The following is a 26,109-nucleotide window of genomic DNA, read 5'->3' as shown; positions in this document are numbered from 1 at the left end:
TTTCAAGGACTCCGAAGTCGGAGGTTTGTTTTTTGCAACGGTCTGACGGGAGGTTTAAGCGTCGTTTAAGACCCACCCCTTGAAATTCCATGCATACGCTCCACCTTCAGGGCGGAAAACGGCCAAAGGCCATCGGAATAAGGAGTGTCGCCATGCAAATGATCTACAACAGCCCCAACTACTGTGTCGTCGAGTTTGCGCCCCAGGCCGGCCATCTTGCGATGAACGCCGGCGGCTATGAAATCGTGGACAAGAATACGCAGCGCGAAATCTTCATCGACGGCGCAATGGCGGCACGCTTTCGCGAACATGTTCGAAAGCTGATCGAGGAAGAGCCGACGCTCGATGAAGTCGACGAATTTCTCGGCCAGTTCGACAGCCTCATGAACCAGCCCGTCGTGCTCCACTGAGCCGGCGACCCGCGGCGACACTGCCCGCAGATAGACTCAACCCCGTCGATGCAAACGCGGCGGGGTTTTCCATTTTTCTCTCCTCTTTCCTCTTTTTACCGGCCCGGCGCACGGGAATAGCCCTTTGGGGAGAGTCCCCTTGCCGGGCGAGCCCGGGCCGCAACGGCTACAATGTGGGACTTCCCACTGTATCGAAGGCGTAGAGCCCGCTCGCCATGACTTCTTCTGCCGCCTTTTCCGCCGCGCCCCATTCCGATGCATCGGCTGCAACCGCCAAATCCTATACGCGCGGCGCAATGCTGCCCGAACTGCTCGCGTCGCGCATCCTGATCCTCGATGGCGCGATGGGCACGATGATTCAGCGCTACAAGCTCGATGAAGCGCGCTATCGCGGCGAGCGGTTCAAGGACTTCGCGCGCGACGTGAAGGGCAACAATGAGCTGCTCTCGCTCACGCAGCCGAGCATCATCAGCGAGATTCACGAGCAGTATCTGGCCGCCGGCGCCGACATCGTCGAGACGAATACCTTCGGCGCGACGGTCGTGGCCCAGGCCGATTACGGAATGGAAGCGCTCGCCGCGGAAATGAACCTCGAGTCGGCGAAGCTTGCGCGCGCCGCATGCGACAAGTATTCGACGCCCGAAAAGCCTCGCTTCGTCGCCGGCGCGATCGGGCCGACGCCGAAGACAGCGAGCATCTCGCCCGACGTGAACGACCCGGGTGCGCGCAACATCACGTTCGACGAGCTGCGCCAGGCGTATTACGAGCAGGCCAAGGCGCTGCTCGAAGGCGGCGTCGACCTTTTCCTCGTCGAAACGATCTTCGACACATTGAACGCGAAGGCGGCGCTCTTTGCGCTGGACGAGCTTTTCGAAGATACCGGTGAGCTGTTGCCGATCATGATCTCGGGCACCGTGACCGACGCGTCGGGACGCATTCTGTCGGGGCAAACGGTGGAAGCGTTCTGGAATTCGCTTCGCCACGCAAAGCCGCTCACGTTCGGCCTCAACTGCGCGCTCGGCGCCGCGCTCATGCGGCCGTATATCGCCGAGCTCGCGAAGCTTTGCGACACCTACGTTTCGTGCTATCCGAACGCGGGCCTGCCGAATCCGATGAGCGAAACGGGCTTCGACGAAACGCCCGCAGATACGTCAGGACTCCTGAAGGAATTCGCGCAGGCGGGCCTCGTCAACATCGCGGGCGGCTGCTGCGGGACGACGCCCGAGCATATCGGCGCGATCGCGCAAGCGCTGGCCGCGGTGAAGCCGCGGCGCTGGCCGGGCCAATACCGCGACGCGGCTTGATCACCCATCCCCAAGACTTTCCCATCGCATTCGCCATGACCGATCACACGATGCGCCTCGCCGGCCTCGAGCCGTTCAACGTCACGCCGGGCTCGCTTTTCATCAACGTCGGCGAACGCACGAACGTCACCGGTTCGAAAGCGTTCGCGCGCATGATCCTGAACGGGCAGTTCGACGAGGCGCTCGCCGTTGCGCGCCAGCAAGTCGAGAACGGCGCGCAGGTCATCGACGTGAACATGGACGAGGCGATGCTCGACTCGAAAGCCGCGATGGTGCGCTTTCTGAATCTCATCGCGTCCGAGCCCGATATCGCGCGCGTGCCGATCATGATCGACTCCTCGAAGTGGGAGGTGATCGAAGCGGGTCTGAAGTGCGTGCAAGGCAAGGCGATCGTGAACTCCATCTCGCTGAAGGAAGGCGAGGAGGCGTTCCGCCATCACGCGCGGCTCATTCGCCGTTACGGCGCGGCGGCCGTCGTCATGGCGTTCGACGAGCAAGGACAAGCCGACACGTTCGAGCGCAAGACCGAGATTTGCCGGCGCTCGTATCGGTTCCTCGTCGACGAAGTCGGATTCGCTCCCGAAGACATCATCTTCGATCCGAACATCTTCGCGATCGCGACCGGCATCGAGGAGCACAACAACTACGCGGTCGACTTCATCGAAGCGACGCGCTGGATCAAGCAGAACCTGCCGTATGCGAAGGTGAGCGGCGGCGTCTCGAACGTGTCGTTTTCGTTTCGCGGCAACGACCCGGTGCGCGAAGCCATTCATACGGTGTTCCTCTATCACGCGATTCAAGCCGGCATGGATATGGGCATCGTCAACGCCGGCCAGCTCGGCGTATACGCCGATCTCGACCCCGAGCTGCGCGAGCGCGTGGAAGACGTGATTCTCAACCGCCGGCCCGATGCGACCGATCGCCTGCTCGAGATCGCGGACAAGTTCAAGACCGGCGCTGCCAAGAAGGAAGAAAACCTCGAATGGCGCAACGGGCCCGTCGAGGCGCGGCTCGCGCATGCCCTCGTGCACGGCATCACGACGTTCATCGTCGAGGACACGGAGGAAGCGCGCCAGAAGATCGCGGCGGCGGGCGGGCGGCCCATCAACGTGATCGAAGGGCCGCTCATGGACGGCATGAACATCGTCGGCGACCTCTTCGGGCAGGGCAAGATGTTCCTGCCGCAGGTCGTCAAATCGGCCCGCGTCATGAAGCAGGCCGTCGCGCATCTGATTCCGTTCATCGAGGAAGAGAAGCGGCTGCTCGCCGAGGCCGGCGGCGACGTGCGCGCGAAAGGCAAGATCGTCATCGCGACCGTCAAGGGCGATGTGCACGACATCGGCAAGAACATCGTGTCGGTCGTGCTTCAGTGCAACAACTTCGAAGTCGTCAACATGGGCGTGATGGTCCCCTGCAACGAGATTCTCGCAAAGGCGAAGGTCGAGGGCGCGGACATCGTCGGCCTCTCGGGCCTCATCACGCCGAGCCTCGAGGAAATGGCCTACGTGGCCTCCGAAATGCAGCGCGACGACTACTTCCGCGTGAAGAAGATCCCGCTCCTGATCGGCGGGGCGACGACGTCGCGTGTGCATACCGCAGTCAAGATCGCGCCGAACTACGAAGGCCCCGTTGTCTATGTGCCGGACGCCTCGCGCTCGGTTTCGGTCGCATCGAGCCTGCTCTCCGACGAAGGCGCCGCGAAGTACCTCGACGACCTGAAAACCGAATACGCGCGCATCCGCGAGCAGCACGCGAAGAAGAAAGCGCTGCCGATGGTCACGCTCGAAGCCGCGCGCGCGAACAGGACGAAGATCGACTGGGCCGCGTACCGGCCCGTCAAGCCCAAGTTCGTCGGCCGCCGCGTCTTCAGCAACTACGACCTTGCCGAGCTCGCCCACTATATCGATTGGGGCCCGCTCTTCCAGACGTGGGATCTCGCCGGCGCCTATCCGGCGATCCTCAACGACGAGATCGTCGGCGAATCGGCGCGGCGCGTCTTCTCCGATGCCAAAGCGATGCTCGCGCGACTCATTCAGGGCCGCTGGCTGTCGGCCAATGGCGTCATCGCGCTTTTGCCGGCCAACACGGTCGGCGATGACGACATCGAGATCTACACCGACGAATCACGCTCGGAAGTGGCGCTGACGTGGCGCAATCTGCGGCAGCAAAGCGTGCGGCCTGTCGTCGACGGCGTCATGCGGCCGAATCGATCGCTCGCCGATTTCATCGCGCCGAAGGAATCGGGCGTCCCCGACTACATCGGGCTATTCGCGGTGACGGCCGGCCTCGGCGTGGAAGTGAAAGAAAAGCAGTTCCTCGCCGATTACGACGACTACAGCGCGATCATGCTCAAAGCGCTCGCCGATCGCCTCGCCGAAGCATTCGCCGAGGCAATGCATGCCCGTGTGCGGCGCGAGCTCTGGGGCTACGCCCCCGACGAGTCGCTCGACAACGACGCGCTCATCGCCGAGCGCTATGTCGGAATCCGGCCCGCGCCCGGCTATCCCGCGTGCCCCGACCATCTCGTGAAGCGCGACCTTTTCGCAACCCTCAAAGCCGACGAAGTCGGAATGAGCGTGACCGATTCGCTCGCGATGCTGCCGGCCGCCAGTGTGTCGGGCTTCTATATCGCTCACCCGGAAAGCCGCTATTTCTCGGTCGGCAAGATCGATCGCGATCAGCTCGAAGACTACGCGCGCCGCATGGGTCTCTCGATGTCCGATGCGCAGCGGGCACTGGCCCCGCAGCTTTGAGCGTCGAGGCTCGCGGCCTCTCTCGCGGGCCCCCGCGTGGCCTCGCGCGGAAGCACAAGAGCCCGCCTCAGCCGATCGGCTTTCGCGGGCTCTCGCGTTTTTGTCTTAGCAATGGAGTAGGCGGTTCAAACGCCCCAAAGCACGTCGGTGTTCTCGCGCTTGGCCGTGCGCAACATGTCGAGGAACGGATAGGCGCGCTGCGCAAGTCCGATCGGCAACTCGTGCGGCTCGTGTCCTTCCTCTCCTTCATGGAAGTGGCCGTCTTTCTCCGCGATCTCCTTCTTATCGAAGACGATCGCCTCTTCGAGCCGCCTGATGGCCTCGTCGAGTTCGTCATGCGTGATGACGCCGCGCTGACCCAGGTGCTTGCCGATGATTCCCACCAGATACTGGGCCAAGTTTTCCAGCATCATGACATCGGGCGTCGAGCGGCATTTGAAAGTGATGAGCATAACGCGTTCCCCACGTTTTTCTGTCGAATCCAGGAGGCTCCTCGCGCCGTGCCGAATGCGCGCCAGCCCTGAGCTGCCGCGACTCGCGACGGGAGCTGCTGATTGGACATATTAGCACCTGCTAAAATCCGTCTGGACTGCCGCGATGCGCCGCCGCGATGCAATAGCCCGCGGCCCGCGCCGGCTGCGCAATCGCCTTGATGGGTCGCGCCCGAGCGACAGATCGCTCGCCCACCCTCATCCGGCCGCGCCACCCCGCGGCCGCCCCCATTCGATCGCCTGAACCAGCATGCTGCCCGTACAAAAAGAGACTCTCGAAAAATTGCTCGCCGCGAGTGTCGAGCAAGTCGCCGCCAAGCTCGAAGGCGCGGCGCCGCCCGCGCTGCCCTCGATCACGCTCGAGCGGCCGAAGGTCGCCGCCCACGGCGACGTTGCCTGCAACGCCGCCATGCAGCTCGCGAAGCCGCTCAAGAAGAATCCGCGCGAGCTCGCGCAATCGATCGTCGATGCGCTGATGGCGCAGGCGCGCGCGCGCGGCCTCGTCGAGAGCGCCGAAATCGCCGGCCCGGGGTTCATCAACGTGCGCCTGACCACGGGCGCGAAACAAGCCGTCGTCGCCGCCGTGCTCGATGAAGGCGCGGCGTTCGGCCGCAGCGCGCGCGCGGCCAAGCACGTGATGATCGAGTTCGTCTCCGCCAACCCGACGGGCCCGCTGCACGTCGGGCATGGCCGTCAGGCGGCGCTCGGCGACGCGCTCTCGAACGTGCTCGCGAGCCAAGGATGCGACGTGCACCGCGAGTTCTACTACAACGACGCGGGCGTGCAGATCCAGAATTTGACCATCTCGACACAGGCCCGCGCGCGCGGCCTCGCGCCCGGCGACGCCGGGTGGCCCGAAGCGGCTTACAACGGCGAGTACATCGCCGAGATCGCGCAAAGCTATATGAAGCGCGAGACCGTCGCGGCGATGGACGGCGAGCCGGTCGTCGGCAAGGGCGACATCGACGATCTCGAAGCGATCCGCAAATTCGCGGTCGCCTACTTGCGCCACGAACAGGACATGGACCTGCAGGCGTTCGGCGTGAAGTTCGACCGGTACTACCTCGAATCGTCGCTCTACACCGAGGGACGCGTCGAGAAAACGGTCGAAGCGCTCGTCAAGGCGGGCAAGACATTCGAAGAGGACGGCGCGCTCTGGCTGCGCACGACGGAATACGGCGACGACAAGGACCGCGTCATGCGCAAGTCCGACGGCACCTACACGTACTTCGTGCCCGACGTCGCCTACCACGTCGCGAAATGGGAACGCGGTTTCACGAAGGTCATCAACGTGCAGGGCTCCGACCATCACGGCACGATCGCGCGCGTACGCGCCGGCCTTCAGGCGCTCGACATCGGCATTCCCGCGGGCTATCCCGATTACGTGCTGCACAAGATGGTCACGGTCATGCGCAACGGCCAGGAGGTCAAGATCTCGAAGCGGGCGGGCAGCTACGTCACCGTGCGCGATCTGATCGAGTGGTCGGGCGGCGCGGCGCCGGGCGCCGAGACCTCGCCCGAGCTGCTCGACGAGGAGACGATCCGGCGCGGGCGCGACGCGGTCCGCTTCTTCCTCATCTCGCGCAAGGCCGATACCGAATTCGTCTTCGATATCGACCTCGCGCTCAAGCAAAACGACGAGAACCCGGTCTACTACGTTCAATATGCGCACGCGCGGATTTCGTCGGTGCTCGGCGAATGGAAGACCCGATTCGGCGGCGATGAAATGACGCTGCGCGGCACCGACGTCACGCCGCTTTCGAGCACGCGCGCGATGGCACTCTGCGCCAAGCTCGCCGAGTACCCCGACGTGCTCGCGCACGCGGCCGCCGAGCTTGCGCCGCATGCGGTCGCCTTCTATCTGCGCGAGCTCGCGGGCGAATTCCACTCGTTCTACAATGCCGAGCGCGTCCTCGTCGACGAACGCGCCGAGCGCGAAGCGCGCATCGCGCTGATCGCGGCGACGCGCCAGGTGCTGGCCAACGGTCTCGCGATGCTCGGCGTATCGGCGCCAGCCAAAATGTAGCCGCCCATGGTGCCATGCCGTCCTCGGCCGTCGCTATAATCGATGGCCGCATCCATGACGTTCGCCGTGTTCGCGGTCCATTCGCCCCACCCGCGCGGCTTTCGCGCCGCGCCCCGCTCGTTTTTCGTGTTCCCGAGTTCTTTTGCAGGTAATTGAGACAATGGCAAAACCGAGCAGCAGTTCGCCACGCAACACCTCCCCCAAGGGGAGTTCCTCGCGCTCGCCGAAGCCGAGGAAGCAGTCGGGGGGCACGTTCCTCGGCGTCGTGCTGGGCCTGATTGTCGGGCTCGCGATCGCCGTGGTGGTAGCGCTCTACATCACGCGCTCGCCCACGCCGTTCGTCGAAAAAGTCGTGCCGCCGGCGGCCTCGGGAACCGGCGCGGTCGAGCAGCAATTCGATCCGAACCGCTCGCTGCAAGGCAAGTCGCCGGGTCAGCCGGTGCCGCAATCGGCGCAGAACGCGCCGCCGAACACGGCACCGGGGCAATCGAGCCCCGCGACGAACCAGAACGCGCCGACCGGAATGCTGCAGGAGCCGCAGATCGTCGAGGTGCCGCCAGGCGCATCGGCGCCGAACGGGGCCACGCAAGCGCCGCCGAACATGCCGGCAACCAAGCCGCCCATCATCGCGAACGTGCCGCAGCCCGGCAGCGCGCCGGCGCCGCACGCGAACAATGCGCCGGCGGCGCCAGCGTCGAACGGATCGAACGTGCAGGCGAACGCCGCTTACTTCCTCCAGGCGGGCTCGTACGGCAGCGCGTCGGCCGCCGAGCAGCAACGCGCGCGGCTCGCGTTTCAGGGCATCGAGTCGAAGGTGACGCAGCGCGCCGAGCGCGGCGCGTCGTACTACCGCGTCCGGATCGGCCCGTTCGCCAAGTTCGAGGACATGAACGGGGTCCGGCAGCGGCTTTCGGAAGCGGGCATCGACACGGTCGTGATCCCGCCTGCACCCAAGCAATAGTCGATGCGGGCACGGCGGGAGTTGGCGTTTCAGCGCCTCCCCCTGTGCAAAGCCATGGCCGGCGTTGGCGCGAGCGCTTACGCCCGGTTTTTGCGAAGCCACAGTAAGATTGAGCTTCCGCCGGCCGCTCGTCGCTTCGCCGGTTCGGACCTGAACCAACGAGCGGCCGCGGCAGTCTCAGGACGGCAGCCGTCTCTTTGCGCGGCACATCGTCCCGCGACGGCGCACGTTGATCGATCACCGAGACCAAGACCTTATGAATAAGCTGATCCGCACACTGTTCTTCTCCGTCGGCCTCGCCATGTTCGGCGTCGCTCAGGCCTCGCCATCCGCGCCCGTCGCGGGCACGGACTACACCGTGCTCGCGTCGCAGCAGCCTGTCGATGTGCCGGCCGGCAAGGTCGAGGTGATCGAATTCATGTGGTACGGCTGCCCGCACTGCAACGAGTTCGATCCGTACATCGAGAAGTGGAAGGCCAAGCAAGGGCCTGACGTCGTCTTCAAGCGCGTGCCCGTCGCGTTCCGCGACGACTTCATCCCGCACTCGAAGATGCTGCTTGCGCTCGACGCGCTCGGGCTCACCGACAAGCTGACGCCGACGATCTTCAACGAGATCCATAAAAACAAGGACTATCTGCTGACGCCCGAGGCCCAGGCCGACTTCCTCGCGAAGCAAGGCGTCGACAAGCAGAAATATCTCGCCGCCTATAACTCGTTCTCGGTGCAAAGCAATCTCAAGCGCGCACAGCAGTTGATCGCCGACTACAAGATCGACGGCGTGCCGACGCTCGCTGTGCAGGGCAAGTATGAGACCGGCCCCGCGCAAACCAACAGCCTCGACGGCACGCTGCAAGTGCTCGACTACCTCGTCGCGCAGGTGCGCGCGAAAAAAGGCTGAAGTCCGATTGCCGACCGGCGGCCCGAGCTGAGGCTGCCGGCCGGGCGCGAAGCGCCAGGGCGAGACCGCCATGCCGGCCGAAAACGTCGATGCGAACGGCACCGCTCACGCACCCGCCGGGCCCGATGCCCGCATCGTCTCCCTCGTGCCGAGCGTCACCGAGTTGCTCTTTGCGCTGGGGCTCGACAGGTTCGTCGTCGGCCGCACCGGTTTTTGCATCCATCCGCGCGAGCGCGTGCGCGCCGTGCCGAAAGTAGGGGGCACGAAAGCGGTCAAGCTCGACGCGGTCCGTGCACTGCGCCCCACCCACCTGATCGTCAATGTCGACGAAAACGAAAAGGCGACGATCGATGCGCTCGCCGAGTCCGTCCCGCACATCGTCGTCACCCATCCCCTTACGCCTCGCGACAACCTGGCACTCTATGCGCTGATCGGCGCGATCTTTGGCTGCGAAGACGCGGCTCGCCAGCTCGGTGAAGCCTTGCGCGCCCGCCTCGACGCACTGTCGGCCACGCAATGGCCCGAGCGGCGCGTGCTCTACGTCATCTGGCGCGATCCTTGGATGACCGTCGCGCGAGATACGTACATTTCCTCCATGTTGCGGCTTGTCAACTGGCAGACGTTACCGGCCGTGTCGGGCGGCCGCGCCGGGTCCGCACGATATCCGTCGTTCGAGCTCTCGGCCGCTTGGATGGCCGATGTCGACGATGTTCTGCTGTCGAGCGAGCCCTATCGGTTCACCGAGCGGCACCGCGAAGCACTCGCGGCCGATCCTCTGCTCACCGGCAAGACCGTGCGCCTCATCGATGGCGAAATGGTTTCGTGGTACGGCTCACGTGCGATCGACGGGCTCGACTACCTGCGGCGGCTCGCGCTCGAAGGATAACGCCCCCCCGCCATGCCGACGACCGCCAGCCCGAGCTCCTCTGCAGCGAAGCCTTCGACAACGTAATATTCGTCGAGCGATTCCCGCGCCGCTTGCCTGTGGGAACCCCAAAACCCACGCGCTTCAAGGAGAACCAGAACCTATGCGCCTCAAACTGCTTGCCGCCTTGTTCGCCATCGCGCCCGCCGTCCTGCCGGCGCTCGCCGCCGCCAAGCCGCTGACCGTCTGCACGGAATCGAGCCCGGACGGCTTCGACGTCGTCGAATACAACTCGCTCGTGACGACGAACGCGTCGGCCGACGTGATCTTCAACACGCTCGTGTCCTATGACGAGGCGGACAAGAAAGTCGCGCCCGCGCTCGCCGACAAATGGGAGGTGAGCAGCGACGGCCTGACTTACACGTTCCACTTGCGTCCGAACGTGCAGTTCCAGCAAACCGATTACTTCACGCCGACCCGCCCCCTCACGGCCGACGACGTCGTCTTCACGTTCTCACGCATGCTCGACGCCTCGAATCCGTGGCACAAGGTCAGCGGACCGAACGGGTTTCCGCACGCGCAGTCGATGGGGCTCGTGAAGCTGGTGAAAGCGGTGACCAAAGTCGACGACAGCACGGTGAAATTCGAGTTGAACGAGCCGAATGCAACCTTCCTGCCGATTCTGACGATGGGCTTCGCTTCGATCTATTCGGCCGAGTATGCGGACAAGCTCGAAAAAGCCGGCAAGGAGGCCGATCTCAACGCGAAGCCGATCGGCACGGGCCCGTTCGTGCTGAAGAGCTACACGAAGGACGCCGTGATCCGCTACGACGTCAATGCGCGGTACTGGGGGCCGAAACCGAAGATCGATCGGCTCATCTACGCGATCACGCCCGATGCGACGGTGCGCGCGCAGAAGGTGCGGGCCGGCGAATGCGACATTGCGCTCTCGCCGAAGCCGCAGGACGTTGCCGCCGCGAAAGGCGACAAGGCGTTGAAGGTCGTGGAGACGCCCGCGTTCATGACGGCGTTCGTTGCGCTCAATACGCAGCACAAACCGCTCGACAACGAGAAAGTGCGGCAGGCGCTGAACCTCGCGTTCGATCGGACGACGTATCTGAAGACCGTATTCGACAACACGGCGCAGCCGGCCACGAACCCGTATCCGCCGAACACCTGGAGCTACGACAAGTCGATCGCCGCGTATCCGCACGATATCGCGAAGGCGAAGCAACTGCTGGCCGAAGCCGGCCTGCCGAACGGCTTTGCAACGACGATCTGGGTGCGCCCGAGCGGCAGCGTCCTGAACCCGAACCCGAAGGCCGGCGCGGAGCTGCTGCAGGCCGATCTCGCGAAGATCGGGGTCAAGGCCGACGTCAAGGTCATCGAATGGGGCGAGCTCATCAAGGAAGCGAAGCAAGGGCAGCACGATCTGCTCTTCATGGGATGGGCGGGCGACAACGGCGACCCCGACAACTACCTCACGCCGCTTTTCAGCTGCAACGCCGTCAAATCGGGCATCAACTTCGCCCGGTACTGCGATCCGAAGCTCGACAAGCTCATCGCCGAGGGCAAGGAGACGGCCGATCAGACCAAGCGCGCACAGGCTTATGAAGCGGCGCAGAAGATCATCCACGACGAGGCGCTGTGGATCCCGCTCGGCTATCCGACCGCGGCCGCGCTCACGCGCGCGAACGTGAGCGGGTATCAGGTGAGCCCGTTCGGGCGACAGAACTTCGGCGCGGTCGCCGTGCAGTAACGCCCATCGGCAGAACCCGGCCCCGTCGGGCGGCCGCTCGTCCGCCGCTTGGCGGGCGCCCGTCCCTTCGCGAGGCAGGCCGCACGATGGCGCTCGTTACCGCTTGCTCCAGTCGAGACGAAAGCTGGCAGCGGTAACGGCGGTGCCTTATCCTTTGGATTCGCCGATTCAACATGCCGTCCATCGCCCCACCGAAGGAGCTGTCATGTCCTACCTGCTACTGATCGTCGAGCCGCTCGAACAGCGCCGCGCGCGCACGCCGGAAGAAGGACGCGCAGCCTACGACGTCATGCTTCGTTTCGCCGACGAGCTGCGTGCGCGCGGCCTGCTCGTCGCGGCGCAATCGCTTGCGTCGACGGACGAAGCCGTGCGCGTCGAGGTTCGCGGCGGCGAGCGCCGCATCGTCGACGGCCCGTTCGCCGAAGCAAAGGAAATGGTCGGCGGCTTCTACCTCCTCAATTGCGATCGCGAGGACGAGGCCGTCGCGATCGCGGCCGAATGCCCGGCCGCTGAGTGGTGCACCGTCGAGGTCCGCCGTCTCGCGCCTTGCTACGAATAGGGGTTTGTACCTACTCGACCCGCGCCCATGTCGATGAGGTCCCGGTTCGTTCGTCGTATCGACAGGAGCCCGTTAAAGATTCGGGCATTCCATCAATCCGCGCTGAACAAGGAGCGAACGATGCGATTCATGATCATGGTGCGAGCGAACGCGCAGACCGAAGCAGGTGTCTTGCCGGGCCCAGGCGACAAGATCCTCGCCGATATGACGGCCTACCACGAAGAGCTGGCGAAAGCCGGCGTGCTGCTCGATGCGACCGGGCTCAGGCCGAGCGCGCAGGGCTGGCGTATTCGCTATTCAGGCGGCAAGGGCACCGTCATCGATGGCCCGTTTGCCGACACCAAGGAGCTCATCGCGGGCTATACGCTGATTCAGGTGCGCTCGCGCGAAGAGGCGATGGAATGGGCGCGGCGCTTTCCCGCCCCGTTCGGCGAATCGGCCGATGGGGAGATCGAGGTTCGGCAGCTTTACGAGCTCGACGATTTCGAGCCGAGCGCCGATATCGAGCGCTTCCGCGAGCTGCAAACGTCGAAGCGATAACGGACCGTGAACGGCAACGATGCGGCTGACGCGGTGACAAACGCGACCCACCGGGCGATCGAAGCCGTCTGGCGGATCGAATCGGCGCGCGTCGTTGCGCATGCGGCGCGTTACGTGCGCGATATCGGCGTCGCCGAAGAACTCGCGCAAGACGCGCTCGTTGCCGCGCTCGAGCACTGGCCGCGACAAGGCGTGCCCGACAACCCCGGCGCATGGCTCATGGCCACCGTGAAAAACCGCGCGCTCGACAAGCTGCGGCTCGACGCGCTTCATGCGAAAAAGCACGAAGCGATGGGCCACGATCTCGACGCGCTCGAGGCGCACGTCGTGCCCGACTTCGTCGATTCGCTGGATGCGAAACGCGCCGACGACATCGGCGACGATCTCCTGCGGCTCGTCTTCACCGCCTGCCACCCCGTTTTGTCGACCGACGCGCGAGTGGCGCTGACGCTGCGTCTTCTCGGCGGCCTCACGACGCACGAGATCGCGCGCGCATTTCTCGTTTCCGAGCCGACGATCGCGCAGCGCATCGTGCGGGCGAAGCGCACGCTGAGCGCGGCAAAAGTGCCGTTCGAAGTGCCGAGCGCGCAAGAGCGCGGTTCCCGCATGGCATCCGTGCTGGAAGTCATCTATCTCGTCTTCAACGAGGGATACGCGGCGACAGCCGGCGACGACTGGATGCGTCCCGCGCTTTGCGACGAGGCGCTGCGTCTTGGGCGGATCCTCGCGGAGCTCGCGCGCGACGAAAGCGAGGTGCATGGGCTCGTCGCCCTGATGGAGCTCCAGGCGTCGCGGCTTCACGCTCGGACCGATGCGCGCGGCCGGCCCATTCTGCTTGCCGACCAGGACCGCTCGCGCTGGGATCCGCTCTTGATCCGACGCGGGCTCGCCGCGCTCGCGCGAGCCGAATCGCTCGGCGGCTCGCTCGGCCCGTACGCGCTGCAAGCGGCGCTCGCCGCCTGTCATGCGCGCGCGCATACAGCCGAAGAGACCGATTGGGAGCAGATCGTCGCGCTCTACGACGCGCTCGTGCAAATCAGCCCGTCGCCCGTCGTCGAGCTCAATCGCGCAGTCGCCGTCGGGATGGCATTCGGGCCCGAAGCCGGTTTCGCGCTCGTCGAGGCGCTGGCCGCCGAGCCCGCGCTCGCCCGCTATCACTGGCTGCCGAGCGTGCGCGGCGACCTGCTCGCAAAACTCGGCCGTTATGACGAAGCGCGCGCCGAATTCGAGCGGGCCGCGGCGATGACGCAAAACGGACGGGAACGGGAGTTGCTGCTCGAGCGCGTGCGCGAGATGTCACGGGCCGGTGGCGGTGCCGCGAGCTAGCGGGTGAGCGTCACGTCGCTCGTCAGCGTGCGTGCCGCGACTCGATCGTGAGCGATCCACCGGGCGAGATCGTCTCGTCGCCCGCTGGGCTTCGGACGCGCACGGCAGCGCGGTTGGCGCCGTCCGACGCGATGATGCAGTTTCGCGCCGACGTCTCGATCGAAAACCGATCGCAGCGATAGAGAAACGAAAAGTGGAGCGGCGGCAACGCTCGCGGCAGTGCGGGGAAGATTCGAATGGCGTCGAAGTCGAAGTCGAGTCCGACGTAGCGGCGCTGCAGCACGTCGAGCACGGCCGCGAACGCGCCGAGGTGCAGGCCCTCCTGCGGCGAGGATCCCGCTTGTGGATCCACGTCGACGCGCAACGCATCGACGAAGTACTGCCACGAGCGGTCGGAGTCGATGCGCGCCAGCGCGCCGGCGCAGCTTATCCGTGAAAGCGTCGATTCGTGCGTCATTCTGTCGATGTAGTAGCCGACCGTGCGGCGTGCCGCATCGTCGTCGAACGCGTAGCCGAGGCGCTGCAAAAGCGCCTGCAGCGTATCGTCGCCGAGCAGGTAGTTCAGCATCAGCACGTCAGGCTGCTTCGCAACCTGATAGCGGTTCGTGCTGTCGCCGCGCGCATCGAGCGCCCAGTCGAGACGCGTATCCGCTTGCCGCGCTTCGATCGCCTGCTCGTAGGGCAGCAGCCGATCGAAGCCTTCGAACTGCGCGATCACGTTTTCATGCGTAAACGGCACGAACATGCGGCGCGCAATGTCTTCCCATCGGGCGAGCTCGTCGTTCGTCAGCGCGAGTGTCACGCAGAGGGCATCGCGGCGACCGGCGGGCAGCCGTGCGAGCACCTCGAGCGCGCACAGCAACGACCATACGGCCATGACGTTCACGTAGGCGTTGTCGTCGAGCCCCGGCGTGTCTCGCCATGGATACCCATCGTGGTATTCGTCCGGGCCGACGACGCCGCCGATCGTGTAACGCTTACGCGTGTCGTCGAACGAGGCAAGCGAGGACCAGAAGCGCGCGATCTCCACGACGAGCGGTGCGCCATAGCGCGACAGAAACGCCCAATCGCCCGTCGCGCAGAAGTAGGTCCAGACATTCCAGCAAATCGCGGCGCCGACGTGCCGCTCAAGCCGCGTCTCGTCGCGCATCCATTGGCCGCTGACGAGGTTCATTTGATAGGGCGGCGTCTCTTCGTAGCCGGTCGTCGCGCTGCGCCATGGAAACATCGCGCCGGTCAGCCCGGCTTCTCTTGCCATCTGCCTCGCCGCGTCGAGACGCCGGAAGCGATAGAGCAGAGGTGTCTTGGCCGTCTCCGGTTGCCGCACGGCAAATATCGGCGCCGCGAAAATCTCGTCCCAGAAGATGTGCCCGTGATAGGCCTCCTGCCAGCCGCGAGCCGGTATGCCGGCATCTTGCAGCGCCGCGAACGGCGACAGCGCCTGCAGCAAATGGAAGAAGCGGATGTCGAGCTGATGCGTCAAATCACGATCGTCGGCGACGATTCGACATCTCGACCAGTCGGCGTGCCACGCACGCTGATGCGCGTCGATGAGCGCATCGACGTCCGCAACATGCTCGAGTGTCGCGAGCGCCGCGTTGGAGACGCCCATGACCGTATGGTCGCGCGATGTCTGCACCGCGATCAGCTTGTCGATCGTGAGTGTCCGACCCGCCTCGACCGACGCCTCATGCATTTCGGCGATCGCTTCGGCGGCGTGTTCGACGCGTCTCTCGGCGCTAGACCGAGCGCCGGCCGTTTCGATCTCGAGGCGCGTCGCCACGGCGATCTCGACGCTCGACCCGCTGAGGCGCGCGGTCAGCAAGAGACGATCGTCGCCGCACGCCTCGCATTCGATGCCGGCCACGTGCTGGCCGACATAGGCCGCATGACGCTTGACGTTGGTGTTGCGCACGCGACCTTCGATGCCCGCGCCGATTTCGAGCGTACCGGACCAATCGAGCGGCACCACCTGCCAGCGCACGAGCACGAAGTAAGGATGGGCCGCGCTGACGAGGCGCGTTTCGACGATGCGCGTCGTGCGGCCGCCCGCACTGAGCACCAAGGTCCGGTAGGCGAGCGCATGTTCGAGGTCGAGCTCGTGCCGGTATTCCAGCACCTTCGCGAAGTCAGGCGACAGCCATTGGCCGCCACGCGGGCGCACCGCCAGCGGCGTCGCGTCGGGCAGACGCGGCATGAAGCTCATTCGTACGGGGGTCGACTGCGCATCGATCTTGTTTTCCAGCTCGTTGTAGACGCCCGCGCGGTAAGTGCCCGCATAGTGGCGCGCCGCGTATTCCCGCGCGCCGGGCTGCGCCGCGACGGTCCCGTCTTCGGCGAGCAGAGAGAGCAGCCCGGCCTCCGGCGCGCTCGCGCGCACGAACAGCATGCCGTTGCCGAGCCCGAGCAACGATTCGCGCCGCCGCTCGTCGGCGCGGTCGTAACGACTGAAGCGGACGCCTTGTTCTGACACGTTCACGTTTCCGGCTTAACGATGGCCGCCCTGACCGCGCGGCACGCGACGCACTCCGCCACGCAGACGCTCGATCATCGGCTGCAGTTCGTCCGGGCCGGGGTAGGCCGCCTGCGAACCATAGCGCGTGACGCTCCAATGCGAGACGGCGGCGGCATACAACACCGCCTCTTCGGGCGGCGCGCCGCGCGCGAGTGCGATCGACAGCGCGCCTGTAAAGCCGTCGCCCGCACCGGTCGTATCGACGACCGCAACAGGGGTCGCCGCGACGAACAGCGTCGAATCGTCGAATGCGGCAACGCAGCCGCCATCGGCAAGCTTCACGCACGCGAGCGCAATGCCGCGCGCATGAAGCGCCTCGGCGGCGCGCGCCGCGCTTTCGTCGTCTTTGATCTCGATGTCGGTCAGTACGGTGGCCTCCTCATTGTTCGGGGTGATGGCATGAAGCTCAGGGAGCAGATCGGCAATCGGCGAAACCGATGTTCGCTCCGTTGGCGATGGATCGAGTACGACGCGTAAGCCTCGGCGCGTTGCGGTCCGGATCGCGAGCGCCGCAGCATCGGTCGCAATTTCCGCGTCGACCGCCACGACGGCCGAGCTCGGGGCCGCGTCGACCTCGCGCTCGAGCGCGGCGAGGGCCGCTTCGTCCCAGACGTCGTTCGCGTTGTAGACATGCACGATCCGCTTCTTGCCGTCGGGCGGAACGAGAATGACGGCGACGGACGTGGCGTGGCCAGTCGCGACGCGCACGCGCGAGACATCGACACCGGCCCGGCGCAATGGGTCGAGCGCCTGCGTAGCGAGATCGTCGTCGCCGACCATGCCGATGAGCCGGCTCTCGATGCCGAGCAGCCGCGCGAGATAAGCGACGTTCGCCGCCTTGCCGCCCGAGGGGCGGATGAGCTCGCGGCCGGCAAGCGTCTCTTTGCCGCCGGGCGGCTCATCCACGCGCATCTGGAAGTCTGCGTTGATGCTGCCGATGCTGATGACGGTTTCCATATCCACGGCGTGTGAGGATTTGTCTGATTGCGGCGCAAGACGCATGCCGTGCGCCGTCATGGAGCGCCGCATCGACGTTGCCCGAGCCGCAAAGGCCACCGCTTGCCGAGCCGTTCATCGGCCAAACGCGCGCTTCGCCTGCTTGCCCTTATTTTTTTTCGCGCGCAATAATGGCCTTCGATTGGTTCTAACGGCGCGGTAAAGCACGTCCAGCTCTTCCCTGTCCCTTGGCTTCACACGCGGGAGCATCTCCACCCCAAAAGGAGTATCCGGCGGTGTTTCCTTGATCCACCTATTCAAAGGAGATGACAGATGGAAATCCGCAATCCTTCGCCGGGCCTCTACAACGAAGACCTGGCGCCAGCGCGGGAGCGCAAGTGGGGGGCCTTCAGCATCTTCAACGTCTGGACTTCGGACGTACACAGCCTGTGGGGCTACTACCTCGCCGCGAGCCTCTTTCTGCTGTGCGGCAACTTCGTCAACTTCTTGCTCGCGATCGGGCTCAGCTCGCTCGTGATCTTCGCCCTCATGAACCTGATCGGCTACGCCGGAGAGAAGACGGGCGTTCCCTACCCGGTCTTGGCGCGCGCGTCGTTCGGCGTATGGGGCGCCAACCTCGCGGCGTTGGTGCGCGCCGTGGTCGCCTGCTTCTGGTACGGCGCGCAGACGGCGGCGGCTTCGGGTGCGGTCGTCGCGCTGCTCGTGCGCAACGACAGCCTGATGGTGTTCGAGAAGAGCTCGCAGCTGCTCGGCCACTCCACGCTGGAGGTGATTTGCTATGTGGTCATATGGGCGCTGCAGTTGCTCATCATCCAAAAGGGCATGGAGACGGTGCGCAGGTTCCAGGACTGGGCCGGACCGGCGGTGTGGGTCGCGATGCTGATCCTGGCGATCGGCCTCTGTATCAAGGCTGGCGGCTTCTCGTTCTCCCACGGCATTCCGATGAACGTGCTGCTCGATAAAACGAAGGATGCCGGCATCAGCGGCGAACCGGGTTCGTTCTGGGCGCTGATGGCGGTAGGGGCAACCTGGATCACCTACTTCGCGGCGCTATACCTGAACTTTTGCGATTTCTCGCGCTACGCGAAAGACCGCGATGCGGTGAAGAAAGGCAATCTGTGGGGGCTGCCCGTCAACCTGATTGCGTTCTCGCTGGTAGCGGGCATCACGACTATCGCCGCCTTCAAGGTCTACGGCGAAGCGCTGCTCCATCCCGAGCAGATCTCGGCCAAATTCGACAGCTGGGTGCTGGCGCTCATCGCGGCGTTGACGTTCGCCGTGGCCACGCTCGGCATCAACGTGGTGGCCAACTTCGTGTCCGCGGCGTTTGATATTTCGAACGTGTTCCCGAAACAGATCAGCTTCAAGAGGGGCGGCTACATCGCCGCGCTGATTGCGCTCGTGCTCTATCCGTTCGCGCCATGGGAAGGCAATGCGGCGCACTTCGTCAACGCGATCGGCGCGACGATGGGCCCGCTGTTGGGGGTCATTCTCGCGGATTACTACCTGGTGGCCAAAGGCAACATCAACGTCGGGGCGCTTTACGAGGAGCACGGCGAGTACCGCTATGAAGGCGGCTGGAACGTCAACGCGATCGTCTCCGCTGGCGTCGGCAGTGTGTTTTCGACTTTTTTGCCCAACCTGACCTCCCTGCTGCCCGCCTGGTGGAACACCTACGGATGGTTCTTCGGCGTACTGATCGGCGGTTGCATGTACCTGATCATGGCGGCGCTGCGGCCGCGCACCGCGATCGTGCCGACGGCCCGCGTTTGAGCTGGAGCGATCCGGGCGACCGAGCGGTACGCGTGTTCACGCGGCCGCTTTGTCGCGGCCCTGGGGGTGCTGCGGCAACCCGTCCGAAATCGGCAGCCAAGGGAGACGTTGCGACGCCCAAGTGTGGTCGTCAGGCGGGACTGCCTCGGGTGCATCTAGGCTGCAGGTCGTCACGTCGATTTCGTCGGGGAAATCGTCGTGTTGGTACGTTAGCGGAGTGCCGCAGTCCGCGCAAAACGTGCGCAAGACCGGCTTGCTCGACGCAAAGCGCGCGATCGTGCCCCGGACGACGCGAAACTCGGAGCGTTTCACGCTGAACCACGCAACCAAGGGAGCCGCCGCGCATCGGCGGCAGTCCACACAGTGGCAAATCGTCGAGTGAAATGGCGCGCCCGTTACCTCGTAACGAACCTTTCCGCATAAACAGCCGCCTGTCAGCATTTTGTCCGCCTCGTCGTTCAAGCAGAGGTCATCAATGCGCAAGCCGCATGCCTTGGCGTGTGGCAGTTCCAATCCGCCCCGGCCCACGCGGCGGCAGCTCGCCGCAATAGCGAGGTAATTCGGTCTGAGCCCCCGGTGCAGGCGCGTCATCGCCTGAAGTCTTCTTTAAAGTTTGCGGCCGTGACTAGATCAACGCATTTATGCCGCGCTTATCCACGGACCAAATAGCCACCACTCGGGATCGCGTCGCGCAAGCGTGCCGGCAGCTCAGTATCGCAATTGGAGACTACAACTGATGACTATCGAAAAGATGTTCGCGTTCGGCCTGACTTGCATCGGCTTCGGCTTTATCCCGGGCCCTGCCCTGTTGCAAACTGTATCGCTGACGCTGCAGCACGGCCGCCGGGCGGGGCTGTTATCGGCTTTGGGAATTCACGTTGGCGCGTTCTTCCAGATCTGTCTGGTCGCGTTCGGAGCGGTTGTCGTTTTGCAAACGACCCCGTGGCTATACCACGCCTTGAGGATATTCGGGGGGGCCTATCTGGTGTGGCTTGGAATTGAGCGCTTGCGGACCAAGCCTGCTGACAAAGTGCAGACGGGATTGCCGACCAGGATCGTCTTTTCAAGCGCATTCATCGAAGCATCGAACCCGAAGTCGGCGCTCTTTTACATGTCCTTTCTGCTCCAATTCGCCGACCCCGCCGCATCGATCAATGTAGGGTGGCAACTATTCCTCCTCGGCGCGGCAGCGAACGCTTTCTTTACGATTGCCGACCTGGTCTGCATCCTTCTCGCACATCCGCTTCGCCGTAACGTTAGCTCGGAAGGGACGGCGCTTACTGTCGGCCGGTATCTCTCGGGCGCGCTCTTCATAGCCCTCGGGGTCGTTGCGATCGTCGATAGATAACGCGCTACAGGCGGAATCGCATCACCCCGTCCGCGCCCTCGATGCGCACGAGCTCCCCCTCATGCCAGAGCAAATGCAAATGCGCGAGCGCTTCGCCCATCGCGAAGGTCATCTGGTGTATATCGAGCTGCCGGCGGAACATGATCGGCACGATGTCAGCCGCGCTTTGCGGGCTGCGAGCGCAAGCTTCCCGCACCTCGGCAAGCCGCGCGTCATGGTGCGCACGCAGTTGCGCGATGCGCGTATGCAAGCCGCGAAACGGCCGGCCATGGGAAGGCAGCACGAGCGTATCGGCGGGCATCGGTTCGTACCGGCCGAGCGATTCAAGGTAAAGCGCGAGCGGGTCGCCCTCGGGCTCGATGTCGAAGACGGAAACGTTCGTCGAGATACGTGGCAGCACCATGTCGCCGGAAATCAGCACACCGGCGCTTTGGCTGTAAAGCGCGCAGTGCTCCGGCGAATGTCCGTAGCCGGTGACGATGCGCCATTCGTGAGCGCCGATCGTCACCTTGTCGCCTTCACGCAGGCGCCGGTATTGCGAGGGCATCGACGGAACCAGATTCGAATAGTAGTCCTTACGATTGCGCAGCTTCTCGAGCGCCTCCGGATCGGTCACCCCGTGCCGCGCGAAATGGCGCGCCGCGCCCTCGCCGCCCGCGTTCGACCCGTCGCCGGCAGCCATCACGCGCCCCAGCATGTAATCGCCGAGCGAAATCCAAAGCCGCACGTTCCAGCGCTCGCGGGCGCCGCCGTTGCAGATCCAGTCCGCGAGCCCCAGGTGATCGGGATGGCAATGCGTAACCAGCGTGCGAAGGACCGGCAAGCCTTCGAGCCGGGTATCGAAGATCGATTCCCAATGTCCCTTGATGACGTCGCTCGCGATGCCGCAATCGATGACGGTCCACCCTTGGCGGCCATCGATCTCGTCGCGCAGCAACCAGAGATTGATATGGTCGAGCGCAAACGGCAGCGGCATGCGCACCCAGTAAATGCCCGGCGCCACCTCAAGCGTGGCGGCCGGCTCGACGAGCGTGTCGCCAAGCGGATAGTCGAGTTGATGTTCGAGCGGATTCATCGGACCTATCGGATTCGCGCAGTTGCGCTTTGTCGAAGTTGACGATAACGTAAACGTCGACCGATTCTACCCGATCCGGCCGGAAAGCCGCAGCCGCCCCGCGAGCGCCGCACGAATGCCCGAGCGCGTGAGCCGCGCGGGCACATGCCGGCCGAGCCGAAGCGAACACCATGAGCCAGCATTTCACGATCACCGAGCTCGCGCGCGAATTCGACGTCACGCCCCGAGCCATCCGCTTCTACGAAGACCAGGGACTGCTCGCGCCGAAGCGGGAGGGCTCGGGTGGCTTGCGGCGCGTCTACTCGAGCCGCGATCGCACGCGGCTCAAGCTGACGCTGCGCGGCAAGCGCCTCGGGTTTACGCTCTCGGAGATTCGCCGGCTGCTCGATCTGTATGACTCGCCGACCGACACGGTACCGCAGTTGCGGGCGTTTCTCGCCACGATCGCGCAGCATCGCGAGGTGCTCGAGCGCCAGCTCGACGATCTGAACGCGACGCTCGGAGACCTCGCGCGATACGAAGCCCAGTGCCGAGCCATGCTCGCCGAAAACGGGGCGGCCGAGGCCGTGCGCGCATGAAGCATTTTCCGAAGCTCCTCTCCTCCCAGATCGGCTTCGACATGGCGCAGTCGATCCTCGAAGGCTTCAACGGCCACTACGGCGCGTTTCGCGAGGCCGGCGCGCGCGCGAAGACGCTCTTCGAAACGGCCGATTGGCTCGGACTGCAAAAGCTCGCGCGCGACCGGATCGCGTCCTACGACAACCGCGTCCAAGCCTGCGTCGAGCTGCTTCAGGATGAATACGACGCCGAGAGAATCGATGACGATGTCTGGCAGCAGATCAGGCTCCATTACATAGGACTGCTGACGAACCACCTGCAGCCCGAGTGCGCCGAGACGTTCTTCAATTCAGTCTGCTGCAAGATTCTGCACCGGTCGTACTTCAACAACGACTTCATCTTCGTGCGCCCTGTCATCTCGACCGAATATCTCGAGAACGAAGAGCCTGCCGCGAAGCCTACGTATCGCGCCTACTACCCCGGTAAGGACGGCCTCGCGGCGACGCTCGAGCGAATCGTCACGAACTTTCAGCTCGAGGTGCCGTTCGAAAATCTTTCACGCGACGTCGCCTGCATCATCGACACCCTCCACGAGACCTACGGACCGTTCCAGGAAGCGTTCAACTTCCAGGTACACGTGCTCTCGTCGCTGTTCTATCGCAACAAGGCCGCGTACGTCATCGGCCGGATCATCAACGGCGAGCTGCTGTTGCCGTTCGCCGTGCCCATCCGCCATGTGCGCCCGAGTCTGCTCGCGCTCGATACCGTGCTGCTCAGACGCGAGCAGTTGCAGATCATCTTCAGCTTCTCGCACTCGTATTTCCTCGTCGACATGGCCGTGCCTTCCGCCTACGTCGACTTTCTCGAGACGATCATGCCGGGCAAGCCGAAGGCGGAAATCTACACGTCGGTCGGCCTGCAGAAGCAAGGCAAGAACCTCTTTTATCGCGACCTGCTGAAGCACCTCTCGCATTCGAGCGATCAGTTCATCATCGCGCCCGGCATCAAGGGACTCGTGATGATCGTCTTCACGCTGCCGTCGTTCCCTTACGTGTTCAAGCTGATCAAGGACAGCTTCCCGGCGCCGAAGGAAACGACGCGCGAGAAGATCCAGGAAAAATACCTGCTCGTGAAGCGACACGACCGCCTCGGCCGCATGGCCGATACGCTCGAATATTCGAGTGTCGCATTGCCGCTCGCGCGGCTCGACGATGCGCTCTTGCGCGAACTCGAAAGGGAAGCGCCTTCGATGATCGAATACGAAGGCGATTGCGTCATCATCCGGCACGTCTACATCGAGCGCCGCATGGTGCCGCTCAACATGTTCCTGCAAAATGGCACGGAAGCCGATATCGAGCATGCGGTCAAGGAGTACGGCGATGCGGTGAAGGAGCTCATCCAGGCGAACATCTTCCCTGGCGATTTGCTCTACAAGAACTTCGGCGTGACCCGCCACGGGCGCGTTGTCTTCTACGATTACGACGAGATCGAATACCTGACCGACTGCAATGTTCGCCACGTGCCGCAGGCGCAAAGCGAGGAAGACGAGCTATCGGCCGAGACCTGGTACGCCGTCGGCCCCAACGACATCTTTCCCGAAACCTACGGCACGTTCCTGCTCGGCGATCCGACCGTGCGCCGCTACTTCATGCGCCACCATGCGGATATTTTCGATCCCGCGCTTTGGCAAAGACACAAGGAGCAGCTACTCAAAGGCGAATTGCCGGACTTCTTTCCCTACGACAGGAACGCACGTTTTTGCAATCGCTATCCCGAGCGCTTTCACGAGACTTCGTCCGGCGCCGAACCGCAGGCGAAGGACAAGCCGAGCCACGGCAAGCGAGCGGCTTGAACGGCCGCCGTTTCGCTCGCGGCATTCATTCGAGGACGCCAGTGTCCGGATCCGTATCAATCAGAGCCACCGTCACGACGCATCATGAACGATCAAAACCATCCGCTCGCACACCTCTTCGTCAACAACCAGGCCTGGGTCAAGCGCAAGCTTGCCGAAGACCCGCACTACTTCTCGCGGCTCGCCGATCAGCAAACCCCTGAGTACCTCTGGATTGGCTGCTCCGACTCGCGCGTGCCCGCCAATCAGATCATCGGGCTGCCGCCCGGTGAAGTGTTCGTCCACCGCAACATCGCGAACGTCGTCGTCCATACGGACCTGAACTGCCTGTCCGTCATCCAGTTCGCCGTCGATTTGCTCAAGGTCAAGCACATCATGGTGGTCGGCCATTACGGCTGCTCGGGCGTCGGCGCCGCCCTGTTCGACAGGCGCGTGGGGCTCGCCGACAACTGGCTTCATCACATTCACGATGTGCGCGCGAAGCACGCGGCGCTGCTCGACGAGTGGCCGATGGGCGAGGCCCGGCATCGGCGTCTCGTCGAATTGAACACGATCGAGCAAGTGGTCAACGTCTGCCGCACGACGATCGTGAACGACGCGTGGGCGCGCAGCCAGCCGCTCATGGTGCACGGCTGGACCTACGGCGTGCACGACGGCCGCATGCGCAATCTCGGCATGACGATTTCGAGCGCCGAGATGCTCGGCAGTACTTACGAACGCTGCGTGGCCGCGCTTTCCGCCAAGCGGGCGAGCGCGGCCGATATCGACATCGTCGCTGCCGACGCCGCCGAGCTGACGAAGATCGAGGCGGTCGTCGAAGGCGTAATCAAGGAGATCAAGCATGAGTGATGCAAGAGAGAGGTCCAGCGATCCCGTCGTCATCGTCGCCGTGGCGCGCACGCCGATGGGCGGGTTCCAAGGCGAGCTCGCCGCGCTCGCGGCGCCGCGGCTCGGCGCCATTGCAATCGAAGCGGCGCTCGCGCGCTCGGGACTGAAGCCGGAGCAGGTCGACGAGGCACTGATGGGCTGCGTGCTGCCGGCCGGTCTGGGCCAGGCACCGGCGCGCCAGGCCGCGCTCGGTGCCGGCTTGCCGCTTTCCACGGGCTGCACGACCGTCAACAAGATGTGCGGCTCGGGCATGCGCGCCGCCATGTTCGCGCACGACATGCTCGCCGCGGGCTCGTCCGATGTGATCGTCGCGGGCGGAATGGAAAGCATGACGAATGCGCCGTACCTGCTGCCGAAGGCGCGCGCCGGTATGCGCATGGGGCACGGCCAGGTGATCGACCACATGTTCTACGACGGGCTCGAAGACGCCTACGAGAAAGGCCGCCTGATGGGCACGTTTGCCGAGGAATGCGCCGGCTCGTTCGGTTTCACGCGCGAAGCGCAGGACGCGTTCGCCGTCGAATCGCTCATGAGAGCACGGCGGGCAAACGAGGACGGTTCATTCTCGTGGGAAATCGCCCCCGCGAAGATCGAAGGCCGCAAGGGCGACGAGGTCCTGATCGCGCGCGACGAGCAGCCGTTCAAGGCGAACATCGAGAAAATCCCGACGCTCAAGCCCGCATTCAGCAAAACCGGAACGGTCACGGCGGCGAACTCGTCTTCGATTTCGGACGGCGCGGCGGCACTCGTGATGATGCGCGCGTCCACGGCCGAGCGGCTCGGCATCGTGCCGCTCGCACGCGTCGTCGGCCACTCCACGTTCGCCCAGGAACCGGCGAAGTTCACGACGGCACCCGTCGGCGCAATCCGCAAGCTCTTCGAGAAAAACGGCTGGCGTGCCAGCGACGTCGATCTGTATGAAATCAACGAGGCGTTCGCCGTCGTCACGATGGCGGCGATGAAGGAGCACGGCCTGCCGCACGAGATCGTCAACGTGAACGGCGGCGCCTGCGCACTTGGGCATCCGATCGGCGCCTCAGGCGCGCGCATTCTCGTCACGCTCATTGGCGCATTGAGGAAGCGCGGCGGCAAGCGCGGCGTGGCGAGCCTTTGCATCGGCGGCGGCGAAGCGACGGCCATGGGAATCGAGATCGTCTCGTGACCCGCATCGGGCGATCCGGCGCCCTGGGGCATCAGGCGGCGCTCGACCGGCTGAGGGCAAGATGCGGCGCGCCTGCCACGTAAATTCCG

22 protein-coding genes are annotated in these 26,109 nt (G+C 64.4%); 17 read left to right on the top strand and 5 right to left on the bottom strand.

From position 1 onward, the window contains the following. The first annotated feature begins 152 nt into the window (after window positions 1-152). From AB4Y31_RS10785 to metH, 3 genes are all read left to right on the top strand, one after another. On the top strand, window positions 153-410 hold the full coding sequence (locus AB4Y31_RS10785) for a DUF3567 domain-containing protein (RefSeq protein ID WP_018441084.1): 258 nt from the start codon (window positions 153-155) through the stop codon (window positions 408-410). A 296-nt stretch (window positions 411-706) separates the two neighbouring features. Next, window positions 707-1,714: a homocysteine S-methyltransferase family protein gene (locus AB4Y31_RS10780; RefSeq protein WP_368674480.1), complete on the top strand. Its 1,008-nt coding sequence runs from the start codon at window positions 707-709 to the stop codon at window positions 1,712-1,714. A 35-nt stretch (window positions 1,715-1,749) separates the two neighbouring features. After that, window positions 1,750-4,467, top strand: a complete 2,718-nt coding sequence (metH, locus tag AB4Y31_RS10775; protein WP_368673914.1) for a methionine synthase — start codon at window positions 1,750-1,752, stop codon at window positions 4,465-4,467. A 125-nt stretch (window positions 4,468-4,592) separates the two neighbouring features. Here metH and AB4Y31_RS10770 read toward each other — a convergent pair whose 3' ends face one another. After that, complete coding sequence (locus AB4Y31_RS10770; protein WP_018441087.1) at window positions 4,593-4,919, bottom strand: DUF1840 domain-containing protein; 327 nt, start codon at window positions 4,917-4,919, stop codon at window positions 4,593-4,595. Between the two features lie 289 nt (window positions 4,920-5,208). Here AB4Y31_RS10770 and argS point away from each other — a divergent pair, with 289 nt between their 5' ends. From argS to AB4Y31_RS10730, 8 genes are all read left to right on the top strand, one after another. Then, the gene (argS, locus tag AB4Y31_RS10765; protein ID WP_368673913.1) at window positions 5,209-6,984 is read left to right on the top strand and encodes an arginine--tRNA ligase; all 1,776 of its coding nucleotides are present in this window, start codon (window positions 5,209-5,211) and stop codon (window positions 6,982-6,984) included. Between the two features lie 160 nt (window positions 6,985-7,144). Continuing rightward, window positions 7,145-7,945, top strand: coding sequence for an SPOR domain-containing protein (locus tag AB4Y31_RS10760; RefSeq protein WP_368673912.1), 801 nt, complete (start codon window positions 7,145-7,147; stop codon window positions 7,943-7,945). 256 nt (window positions 7,946-8,201) lie between these two features. Further along, complete coding sequence (locus tag AB4Y31_RS10755) at window positions 8,202-8,843, top strand: thiol:disulfide interchange protein DsbA/DsbL (protein WP_368673911.1); 642 nt, start codon at window positions 8,202-8,204, stop codon at window positions 8,841-8,843. A gap of 70 nt (window positions 8,844-8,913) precedes the next feature. Then, complete coding sequence (locus tag AB4Y31_RS10750) at window positions 8,914-9,729, top strand: helical backbone metal receptor (protein ID WP_368673910.1); 816 nt, start codon at window positions 8,914-8,916, stop codon at window positions 9,727-9,729. A 142-nt stretch (window positions 9,730-9,871) separates the two neighbouring features. Beyond that, a complete protein-coding gene (locus tag AB4Y31_RS10745; protein WP_368673909.1) occupies window positions 9,872-11,467 on the top strand; it encodes an ABC transporter substrate-binding protein in 1,596 nt (531 codons plus the stop codon). A gap of 205 nt (window positions 11,468-11,672) precedes the next feature. Beyond that, entirely contained in the window at window positions 11,673-12,026 is a 354-nt protein-coding gene (locus tag AB4Y31_RS10740) for a YciI family protein (protein WP_368673908.1), read from the top strand. 120 nt (window positions 12,027-12,146) lie between these two features. Next, complete coding sequence (locus AB4Y31_RS10735; protein ID WP_107149874.1) at window positions 12,147-12,566, top strand: YciI family protein; 420 nt, start codon at window positions 12,147-12,149, stop codon at window positions 12,564-12,566. A 6-nt stretch (window positions 12,567-12,572) separates the two neighbouring features. After that, window positions 12,573-13,892 carry an RNA polymerase sigma factor gene (locus AB4Y31_RS10730; protein WP_368673907.1) on the top strand — a complete coding sequence of 440 codons (1,320 nt, stop codon included), beginning with the start codon at window positions 12,573-12,575 and terminating at the stop codon, window positions 13,890-13,892. 22 nt (window positions 13,893-13,914) lie between these two features. On the opposite strand, the gene AB4Y31_RS10725 is transcribed toward AB4Y31_RS10730, so the two are convergent. Both AB4Y31_RS10725 and AB4Y31_RS10720 read right to left on the bottom strand, forming a co-directional pair. Further along, window positions 13,915-16,365: a glycoside hydrolase family 65 protein gene (locus AB4Y31_RS10725; RefSeq protein WP_368673906.1), complete on the bottom strand. Its 2,451-nt coding sequence runs from the start codon at window positions 16,363-16,365 to the stop codon at window positions 13,915-13,917. 15 nt (window positions 16,366-16,380) lie between these two features. Beyond that, window positions 16,381-17,364: a PfkB family carbohydrate kinase gene (locus AB4Y31_RS10720; RefSeq protein ID WP_368673905.1), complete on the bottom strand. Its 984-nt coding sequence runs from the start codon at window positions 17,362-17,364 to the stop codon at window positions 16,381-16,383. 312 nt (window positions 17,365-17,676) lie between these two features. On the opposite strand from AB4Y31_RS10720, the gene AB4Y31_RS10715 reads away from it, so the two are divergent. Continuing rightward, a complete protein-coding gene (locus tag AB4Y31_RS10715; protein ID WP_368673904.1) occupies window positions 17,677-19,137 on the top strand; it encodes an NCS1 family nucleobase:cation symporter-1 in 1,461 nt (486 codons plus the stop codon). Window positions 19,138-19,173: 36 nt separating this feature from the next. On the opposite strand, the gene AB4Y31_RS10710 is transcribed toward AB4Y31_RS10715, so the two are convergent. Then, window positions 19,174-19,578 carry a GFA family protein gene (locus AB4Y31_RS10710; protein WP_368674479.1) on the bottom strand — a complete coding sequence of 135 codons (405 nt, stop codon included), beginning with the start codon at window positions 19,576-19,578 and terminating at the stop codon, window positions 19,174-19,176. Window positions 19,579-19,873: 295 nt separating this feature from the next. Here AB4Y31_RS10710 and AB4Y31_RS10705 point away from each other — a divergent pair, with 295 nt between their 5' ends. Next, a complete protein-coding gene (locus AB4Y31_RS10705; protein WP_368674478.1) occupies window positions 19,874-20,485 on the top strand; it encodes a LysE family translocator in 612 nt (203 codons plus the stop codon). A gap of 4 nt (window positions 20,486-20,489) precedes the next feature. Here AB4Y31_RS10705 and AB4Y31_RS10700 read toward each other — a convergent pair whose 3' ends face one another. Next, the gene (locus AB4Y31_RS10700) at window positions 20,490-21,560 is read right to left on the bottom strand and encodes an MBL fold metallo-hydrolase (RefSeq protein WP_368673903.1); all 1,071 of its coding nucleotides are present in this window, start codon (window positions 21,558-21,560) and stop codon (window positions 20,490-20,492) included. Between the two features lie 170 nt (window positions 21,561-21,730). On the opposite strand from AB4Y31_RS10700, the gene AB4Y31_RS10695 reads away from it, so the two are divergent. The 4 genes from AB4Y31_RS10695 (at window position 21,731) to AB4Y31_RS10680 (ending at window position 26,020) form a co-directional block, all read left to right on the top strand. Beyond that, window positions 21,731-22,138 carry a MerR family DNA-binding transcriptional regulator gene (locus AB4Y31_RS10695; protein ID WP_018441105.1) on the top strand — a complete coding sequence of 136 codons (408 nt, stop codon included), beginning with the start codon at window positions 21,731-21,733 and terminating at the stop codon, window positions 22,136-22,138. Next, window positions 22,135-23,970, top strand: coding sequence for a bifunctional isocitrate dehydrogenase kinase/phosphatase (aceK, locus tag AB4Y31_RS10690; protein WP_368673902.1), 1,836 nt, complete (start codon window positions 22,135-22,137; stop codon window positions 23,968-23,970). Before AB4Y31_RS10695 ends, aceK begins: the two co-directional genes overlap by 4 nt. An 84-nt stretch (window positions 23,971-24,054) precedes the next feature. Further along, complete coding sequence (gene can / locus AB4Y31_RS10685) at window positions 24,055-24,819, top strand: carbonate dehydratase (RefSeq protein WP_368673901.1); 765 nt, start codon at window positions 24,055-24,057, stop codon at window positions 24,817-24,819. Further along, window positions 24,812-26,020, top strand: coding sequence for an acetyl-CoA C-acetyltransferase (locus tag AB4Y31_RS10680; RefSeq protein ID WP_368673900.1), 1,209 nt, complete (start codon window positions 24,812-24,814; stop codon window positions 26,018-26,020). Before can ends, AB4Y31_RS10680 begins: the two co-directional genes overlap by 8 nt. Window positions 26,021-26,109 lie beyond the last annotated feature (89 nt).

The organism is Trinickia sp. EG282A, from assembly GCF_040965455.1.
Taxonomy (GTDB): domain Bacteria; phylum Pseudomonadota; class Gammaproteobacteria; order Burkholderiales; family Burkholderiaceae; genus Trinickia; species Trinickia symbiotica.
Note: the sequence above shows the minus strand (reverse complement) of the source record. Positions and strands in the feature narration are given on the sequence as shown.